Below are 7,617 nucleotides of genomic sequence, written 5' to 3' on the forward strand. Positions count from 1 at the left end.
GCTCTCTACGGTCTCGATTGCTGCGCTCAGTCATATCTGTCTCCCGCTGTCGAGGAGGGGGACATCCCCTCTCATCTGGTGGTCGCAGGAGTAGCGCGGGCTGCTTCGCTAGGCTGTGATGCTTGTCACAGAGGCAAGCGACTGGCTTTTTTCCGGGAAATGCTCGTCAGCTTCGCACCTGCACTGCAGTTTCGGGAGGCTTGCAAAGATGAAGATTGTTTTCTGGAGGGAATGGACCGTGGGTTACGGCGGATCAAAGCATCTGCCGCTGCGCGAACGCGGCAAAAGCGCCAGCAGCGGCGGTCAACTCCTCAAAGGTTCCGGCTTCGACGATCTTGCCGTCGACCAGCACGATGATCCGATCCGCAGTCCTGACGGTGCTCAGCCGGTGAGCGATGACGATCCGGGTGACGTTCAAATTCTCCAACGCATCACTGACGATGGCCTGGGATCGATTGTCGAGCGAGCTCGTTGCCTCGTCGAACAGCAAGACGCGCGGACGTCGCGCGATGGCGCGCGCGATCATGACGCGCTGCCGTTGTCCTCCGGAAAGCGTACTGACGCCTTCGGACACCTGGGTCAGCATGCCCATCGGCATCGCCTTGATGTCTTCTTCAATTCCGGCGAGCCGGGCGGCTTCCCATACCTGGTCGAGCGAAAGCCGAACTCCACCGCAGATATTCTCGTAGATGTTCCCGTTCGCGAGCCGAGCACTTTGCAAGACAACGCCGAGCTGGCGCCGCAAAGCACTTACGTCGAGCGTCTCAATTGATTTTCCGTCGTAGAACACCGCGCCCGACTCCGGTCGCTCGAACCCCAGCAAGAGCCGGAACAAGGACGACTTTCCGCCGCCGGATGGACCGACGATCGCGACGTATTCTCCCGGCGCGATCTTCAAGGTGACGTTGTCGAGCACCAGAGGGCCACTCGACAGATACCGGAAGGACACGCGCGCAAGCTCGATCGAACCGGACAGCTCTCCCGGCGCCTTGCGGTCGTCTGAAATCTCAGTCGGGCTCGCGATCAGAGGCCGCAACCGGAGCAGCGGGGGTATCGCAATGAGCGCCTCACTGACACCGCCGGCCCAGGAGCCGACCGCACCCATCGATTGCCCGAAGGCGGAAAAGAACGCGAAGAACGTGCCGAGATCCGTGAGCAGCTTGCTGTTCGAATAGGATGCATAGGCAAAGATGATCAGCGTCGCGATCGTCGGAAATGCCGTCTCGAACGCGCCGAGGCCGTTGCTGGCAAGTTGCGAGGACACGAAATACTGCTTTTGCGTCGCGAACTGCTTCGACCAGATTCCGAGCGCGCGCCCGGTCGCCCCCGACACCCGCAACTTGCCGACACCCGTCAGCAACTGGAGAACGAACCCGCTGACCTTGCCCTGCTGGTTGAAGTGCTTGTTCTCGAAATACAGCCGCAGCAGGTTGGTGGAGATGATGGCTGCCGCCCTGACGAATGTCAGCCCAATCGCGAGCAACGCCAGCTTCGGGCTGTAGTAGACCATCAAGCCGAGGCTGAAGATGCAGAACAGGCCTGCGATCATGCCGCGCAATGCGTGGCCCGTCAGCGCACGCCGCGCGGCGTCGATGCCCATCGCGCGGTCGACCAGTTCGCCCGCCGTGAATTCCCGAAAGATGGCCGTCGGCAGCCTTAGCAGGCGATCGATCATCGCCGACTGCAATCGCCAGTCGATCGTCGCTTCCATGCGAAGCATGACGAGGCCCTGCATAACCTGAACGCCGGCTACCGCCAGAGCCGTCAGGCCCAGCGCGAGCGCGCAGAAGACGAGCTGGTCAAGCTCCGATCTCGGGATGATCGAGCTGATCAGCAGATTGGTGACAAAGGGCGTCACCAGCGACAGAAGCCCGATGATTACGACCGCCAATGCGATGCGCAGACCGCTACCTCGCGCATAGCGAAGGGCAAATTGAAGAAGGTCCCTGAACTTCAGGGAGCGTGAGGGCAGCGGCGGATAGAACATCGCCGCTTCCGGAGCGATCTGTGCCGCCACGGCGCGATTGACGGCCGAACGCGCTTTCGTCAGCGGATCGACCATGATATAGCCGCGGCGCGGCTCGTGGACCAGAGCGACCGGCTCGCGCTTCTCGCCGAACCAGCCGACCAGCGGGCCGGCATCGGTTCGCCACCAGTCCGACCGGAGCAGGACCTGCCTTAGCCGCAGACGGGCATCCAGCGCGATTTGCGTCAGGCCAGTGAATTCCTGCCGGCTGCCCTCGACCCGGCCTGAGATCGCAATTGGTGTGCGCATCGCGCTTCCGACGAGTTGGCAGGCGCCGGCCAGACGGTCGGAATATGATGCATCGACCGCGTCATGATCGAAGCGCCGCACGATGATGCCGGACAGGCGGTCGAAGGCTTCGATGGACTGCGACGCCGCGAGAGTGGTCCGGCTGACCAGGCGCTCGCTCTCGCCCACCCTCTCATTGGCCAGAATGCGTTGGACGCAGGCCACGAAGCTCTGGTGGAACTGATCGATTGCCGGCCAGATCGAGGCCGGCATTACGCCGGCTGCGACTACGCCACACCCTTCCTCGCCCGCCTCGACCCACAAGCCAGAGGTGAGCGGCAGCGGCTGGCTTCCAGCGGCGCAAGAAACGGCAACGCCCATCAGCCTGAGGACGCCGCGCTCCACCGTCAGCCAGAGCAGTCCACGCATGGGTCCCCGGCCGCATTCGTTCGGGAGCAGTTGGGCTTCGCCCACCGGCAACTCCGTCATTTGCCACAACGGCGCAGGTCCAGCGACGAAGCGCGCCAGCCGCTCGATCCAGCGGGTGGCCTGAGCTGCCGATGTGCGATCAGACCGGGCGTGCGCAGACGCGCGCGTGCTGTCGGTGCCGACCGCGATGAAGCTCACGCCGCGTCCTGCCGAGACCGCGAGCGCCGGGAGATCGGGGACGACATCGCCGCTTTCGATCCGAAACAGATGGTGTCTGCTCCCGTATTCCCCATCCTCGACATCCACGGCGAAGATGTCCAGATGACCGGCGACGACCTCCAACACATGGCCGTGGTGATCGAGCCGGATAGGCCTGCGACCATCGAGCGTCATGTCGATCGGAAGCTCCGCCGAGACGAGGCTCGCGCAGGACACGATGTTTTCAGCCGAATGGATCATTCCTGGGACACCAGCCTTGCATATTCGCCGTCGAGGGCCAGCAGGCTCTCGTGCGTCCCGCGCTCGACGACCTTGCCCTGTTGCAACACGACGATCTCGTCGCAATCCCTGATCGTGCTCAGACGATGTGCGATGATGATGCAGGTGCAGCCGGTTCGGCGCAGATTGTCGTCGATCGCCTTCTCCGTAACCGGATCGAGCGCGGCCGTGGCTTCATCGAGAACGATGACGGAGGGGCGGCCGACGAGAGCACGCGCGATCTCGATGCGCTGACGCTGCCCTCCGCTGAAATTCGTTCCACCCTCGCTGACGTAAGTATCGTAACTGCCGGTCCTGATGGCGATCTCGTCCTGGATCTGCCCGTCTTTCAGTGCCCTGGTCAGATCGAGGTCCGGCGTCGTCCGGTCCCAAAGCGTGAGATTGTCCCGCACCGTGCCCTCGAACAGGAAAATATCCTGGTCCACGTAGGCGATCGAGTTAGCGAGGATCTCGGGCGGGACGTCCCCAAGCGGGACCCCGTCGATCAGGATCTCGCCGACCCACGGCTTGTTGAGGCCACAGATCAGGCGGCCCAGCGTCGATTTACCGCTTCCGGATGCGCCGACAAGCGCGACGCGCGATCCCGGACTGACGGCAATCGAAAGGTCTGCGATCAGCGGAGGTTCGAGCAGCGAATAGCCGAACTGCACGTTTCTCAGTTCGACGCGTCCGGCGAGCTTTGCGGGGAAACGCCTTTCGGATCCGCCCTCCTTCGGCTTGTCGCCGAGCGGATAGTTGTAGACGTCTTCAAGGCGATCGAGCGCACCCCGGATCAATTGAAAGCCGCTGGCCTGGTTGACCAGCATTGCGACGGGGTCCGAGAAGCTTGCCATCAGGGACTGGAATGCGACGAGGCTGCCGAGCGTCAGCGACCCTTCAGTCACCCGCAAACCTCCAAGGATGAGGATCGCCGTCACGGTCAGTCCGGAAATCAGGGTCGGGATCATGTCGAGCATGATCGACGACGAGGCGAGCTCGCGCTCGGCGTTGAGAAGCTTGGCCTGAACGCCGGACCATTGTCCGAACGCCTCGTCCTCGAGCCCGCTTGCCTTGATCGTCTCGATGGTCCTGACGATGCTGACCACCGCCCCGAGCGACTTTCCTCGCTCTTGTGAGAGCCCGCGACTGAGGTCCTCGCGACGCCGGTGCGAAAGCCGCAGGAACAAAACGTTGAGCAGCGACAAGGCAATGCAAATCGCGGCAAGCCAGAGATCATAGACCGCCATCGCGAACGCAAAGAACACGACCGAGGTAAGATTGAGCACGTTCGCCGCAATTCCGCCCGCAAGCAGCCGCGCGATCTGCTCGTTTGCCAGGACGCGCGTCGCGATGTCTCCGGCATGGCGTTGAGTGAAGAACTCCATCGGCAACGCCATCACCCGCCAGAGAAACCGGCTGATCATCACAACCGATAGCTTCGTCTGCAGTCTCAGCAGCAGGGATTGCTGGAGCAGCGTCAGGACCGTACGGATCAGTGCGGTGATGGCCATCCCGACAAGAAGGGGACGCAACCACCCGTCCAAATGCTGGATCAGGACGTCGTCGATGAAGATCTTCGAGAAGCTCGCAGCGACAAGGCCCGGAACAACCGTGACGAAGCTGAGCAGGACGAGAAGTCCGACGGCAGATTTCGAGCCGCGCAGCTCGCGGACGAGGAGGCGCAGTCCGCCGGGCTTGCTTCCTTGCGCGACAAACCCGGCGGCTGGCTCCATGGTGAGCACGACACCGGTGAAACTCCTGTCGAGCTCATCGATGCCGATTCGTCTTCGCCCAAAGGCGGGGTCGTTGATATAGGCGAACTTGCCGTCAATTCCGTCGAGAACGACGAAGTGATTAAAGTTCCAGTGAATGATGCAAGGCGTCGGCGTTGTGCGAAGTGTTGCGACCTCCTGCCGAAATCCCTTGGCAGACAGGCCGAAGCGCCGTGCGGCCCTGACGACGTTGCTCGCCTTGCTGCCATCGCGTGACACGCCGCATTCGACACGCAACTGCTCGAGCGGCACCCAGCGGCCATAGTGCGCCAGCACCATGGCAAGACAGGCCGCGCCGCATTCCGCCGCCTCCATCTGCAGGACGGTCGGCGTTTTCTTCACTCCTGGAGTTGGAGACCTATCCATCGATCCCGGTCAGCTTCCTGAGGAGAGGAATAACGAGATCCAGCGGGCGCCGGTTTCGGGTGGTGATTTCGGCTTGGGCGAGCGTTCCGCTGGTCAGGTGAACCTGCGGTCCCTTGCCAACGGCCCATCGATAGCCGCTCGTCGTCGAGTCGTCCCGCTCCAGGGACACGGCGACGGCATAGGGCGCGCCGTCGTGGGAGAACACCTTAACCAGCTGGTCATTGTGGAGCACCGCAGTCATGCCTTGCGGAGTCACGGGAAACTCCGACACGCTCGAGACGGTCCCGATCATCGTGCCGAACTCCTCGCGCTTCACGGTGCTGGGTGCGATGCGGACCTGGGAGCCCGGCTTGACGCTCTTGCCCTGCTCGGCGGGGACATAGATCACCGCCTCGAGCTTCGAGCCCTCGTCTTCAATCAGGACGACCGGCGTACCGACGGCGAGCACCGAACCAGTCGATATCTTGGTTTCGAGCACGCGCCCCGTAATCGGACTGAGAACCTGAGAATTGCGCCCCAGGGTTCCAGCCAGCGCCTGCATCTCCCGGCGCGCATTATTGGCCGCGAACTCGGCCTGCTGCAATTCATGCTCGCGCTGCGTTTCGAGATCGGATTGCTGGGCGTGCAGCTTGAGAATCTCGTTTTGCGAATCCGTCCGGCGCTGCTGCGCCTCGGTCAACTCAAGACGGCGATCTTCCAGCGTCTTCCGCGTGGTCAGCCCTTTGGCCATAAGCTGCTCGAGATTCTTCACGTCGAGGTCCAGCGACTGAACGCGCTGCCCGGTCGCCTCGATGACCTTGTTGAAGGCGGCTTCCAGCTTTTGGAGATTGGAGACCTTGACCGAGAGTTCCGACCTGACCTTCGCGGCCATGTCGTCGTGCTCGCGCTGGCGTTCGTTGTAGGTCTCCACCGCATCTGCGTACTTCTGCTCGATGTCGGTTTGCGAAATCTGGGCAATCAACTGACCCCGTTCGACATGGTCGCCAACGGAAATGCTGAGCGAAGCGAGCCGTCCTTCCGCGGCAGAGACTGCATCGACGACGCGGCCGCTGCCGACCAGAATTCCCTGTCCCGATACACGCGAGGGAATCCGGCCGTAGATCCCCCAGACGAGCGCCGCCACCAGTGCGGCCGTCACGACAAGCGCCAGGATCCAGTCGGCCGGCTTGGTGATAGAGACGAGATGGTCGAGTTCGTCGGGCGACGCCGCGCGTTGCAACGCGCTGGCACGGAAAATACGTTCGGGGCCATCATTCACGGCTCAATCCCCCGCAAATCATCTGGGCGCAACCGCTTGTCGTTGGTCAAATCGGCGTTAAACGCCCGGAGTATGCTCCGATGATACATAGGAGCCGTTAGTGGCACAACGGGTCGCGACGAGCCTTGCCGGCCAAGACGCGCGCGGCTTTGCGGAAAATACGATTGAGCGATCGGTTGTGCGGCGCTAAGCTCACGCGGAGAATTTCACGGATTTGTCGGGGCAAAGGACGTCGAGCGCCTCAAATGAGATGGCAAGCGGATAGCGTCCCACTTACCGCAACGGCGCGTGTGGTCGTCACTCGACTAGTGTGGCAATGCCTTGGATTGCTGGTCGCAACGAAAGTATGCCTGGCCGGAGTCCTGAGCCCGGCTGAATTGAAGAGAGTCGAAGATCTGAGGCCGATGTTTGCCGGCTTGATGGCAGACCTCGTCCAGACCTCGAAGCGGACCGACATACCCGCCGTCGAAGCAGATTGCGTCAAGTCCACCGTTCAAAATCTTGTCGAGATTTCCCAAGAGCTGTCCAGTTTCGAATATCTGATTACGATCGAGAAGGAACTAACGAGCGTCAGCGAGAATGACCCGACCCGCGGCGTGGTGAAATTTGCCATCGACCAGTCGACCAATATTCTTACCAGCCAGCGCAGAAAGATTGCGCAACTTCCCGATCAATGCGCCAGGTCGGCTTTTGCGTTGGCCAAATCCCAGCAGGCCCTGCAGGTTGTCGACGCGGCGACCGGAGTTTTGAATTCCATTCGCTCCCGGCTTTGAGGCATGTGCGCGCTGGTCGCGATTCCTGAGCGCAACCGCTCGGCGCTTCGGGTCAAAACCTGCAGTTAGGAAGCTCCGGTAACTCGGCGAAAGCTACCACTCCTCCGACGCACCCGCCGCGAGGCCAATTCGTTCCCCCTCCTGCTTGAGAGCGCTCCTGTGACCCGCCTCACAGTCTAAAGAAACCGCCCGCGGTACTCCTGCGATCACCAGATGAGAGGGGATGGCCCCCTCCTCGACAGCGGGAGACACATATGACCGAGCGCAGCAATCGAGACCGTAGAGAGT

The 7,617-nt window shown here is 62.0% G+C and carries 4 protein-coding genes; 1 reads left to right on the forward strand and 3 read right to left on the reverse strand.

The genetic code is table 11. The features are described 5' to 3' along the window. Positions 1-253 precede the first annotated feature (253 nt). Genes AC0L2O_RS35850 through AC0L2O_RS35860 form a run of 3 tightly spaced genes read right to left on the reverse strand, consistent with a single transcriptional unit; the run spans position 254 to position 6,556 of the window. Positions 254-3,142 carry an NHLP bacteriocin export ABC transporter permease/ATPase subunit gene (locus AC0L2O_RS35850; protein WP_473373079.1) on the reverse strand — a complete coding sequence of 963 codons (2,889 nt, stop codon included), beginning with the start codon at positions 3,140-3,142 and terminating at the stop codon, positions 254-256. Continuing rightward, complete coding sequence (locus AC0L2O_RS35855; RefSeq protein ID WP_369724749.1) at positions 3,139-5,274, reverse strand: NHLP family bacteriocin export ABC transporter peptidase/permease/ATPase subunit; 2,136 nt, start codon at positions 5,272-5,274, stop codon at positions 3,139-3,141. The genes AC0L2O_RS35850 and AC0L2O_RS35855 overlap by 4 nt, the downstream gene beginning before the upstream one ends. A 16-nt stretch (positions 5,275-5,290) precedes the next feature. Beyond that, positions 5,291-6,556 carry an NHLP bacteriocin system secretion protein gene (locus AC0L2O_RS35860; RefSeq protein WP_473373080.1) on the reverse strand — a complete coding sequence of 422 codons (1,266 nt, stop codon included), beginning with the start codon at positions 6,554-6,556 and terminating at the stop codon, positions 5,291-5,293. A gap of 326 nt (positions 6,557-6,882) precedes the next feature. Here AC0L2O_RS35860 and AC0L2O_RS35865 point away from each other — a divergent pair, with 326 nt between their 5' ends. Next, positions 6,883-7,329 (forward strand): hypothetical protein, encoded by a 447-nt coding sequence (locus tag AC0L2O_RS35865; RefSeq protein ID WP_369724752.1) that lies wholly within the window; start codon positions 6,883-6,885, stop codon positions 7,327-7,329. Positions 7,330-7,617 lie beyond the last annotated feature (288 nt).

The sequence above is a fragment of the Bradyrhizobium sp. Kon10 genome (assembly GCF_055807395.1).

What these genes read in the sequence shown, in the direction of transcription:
- AC0L2O_RS35850 (WP_473373079.1), bottom strand. Translation starts at nt 3,142, where the DNA reads ATGATCCATTCGGCTGAAAACATCGTGTCCTGCGCGAGCCTCGTCTCG.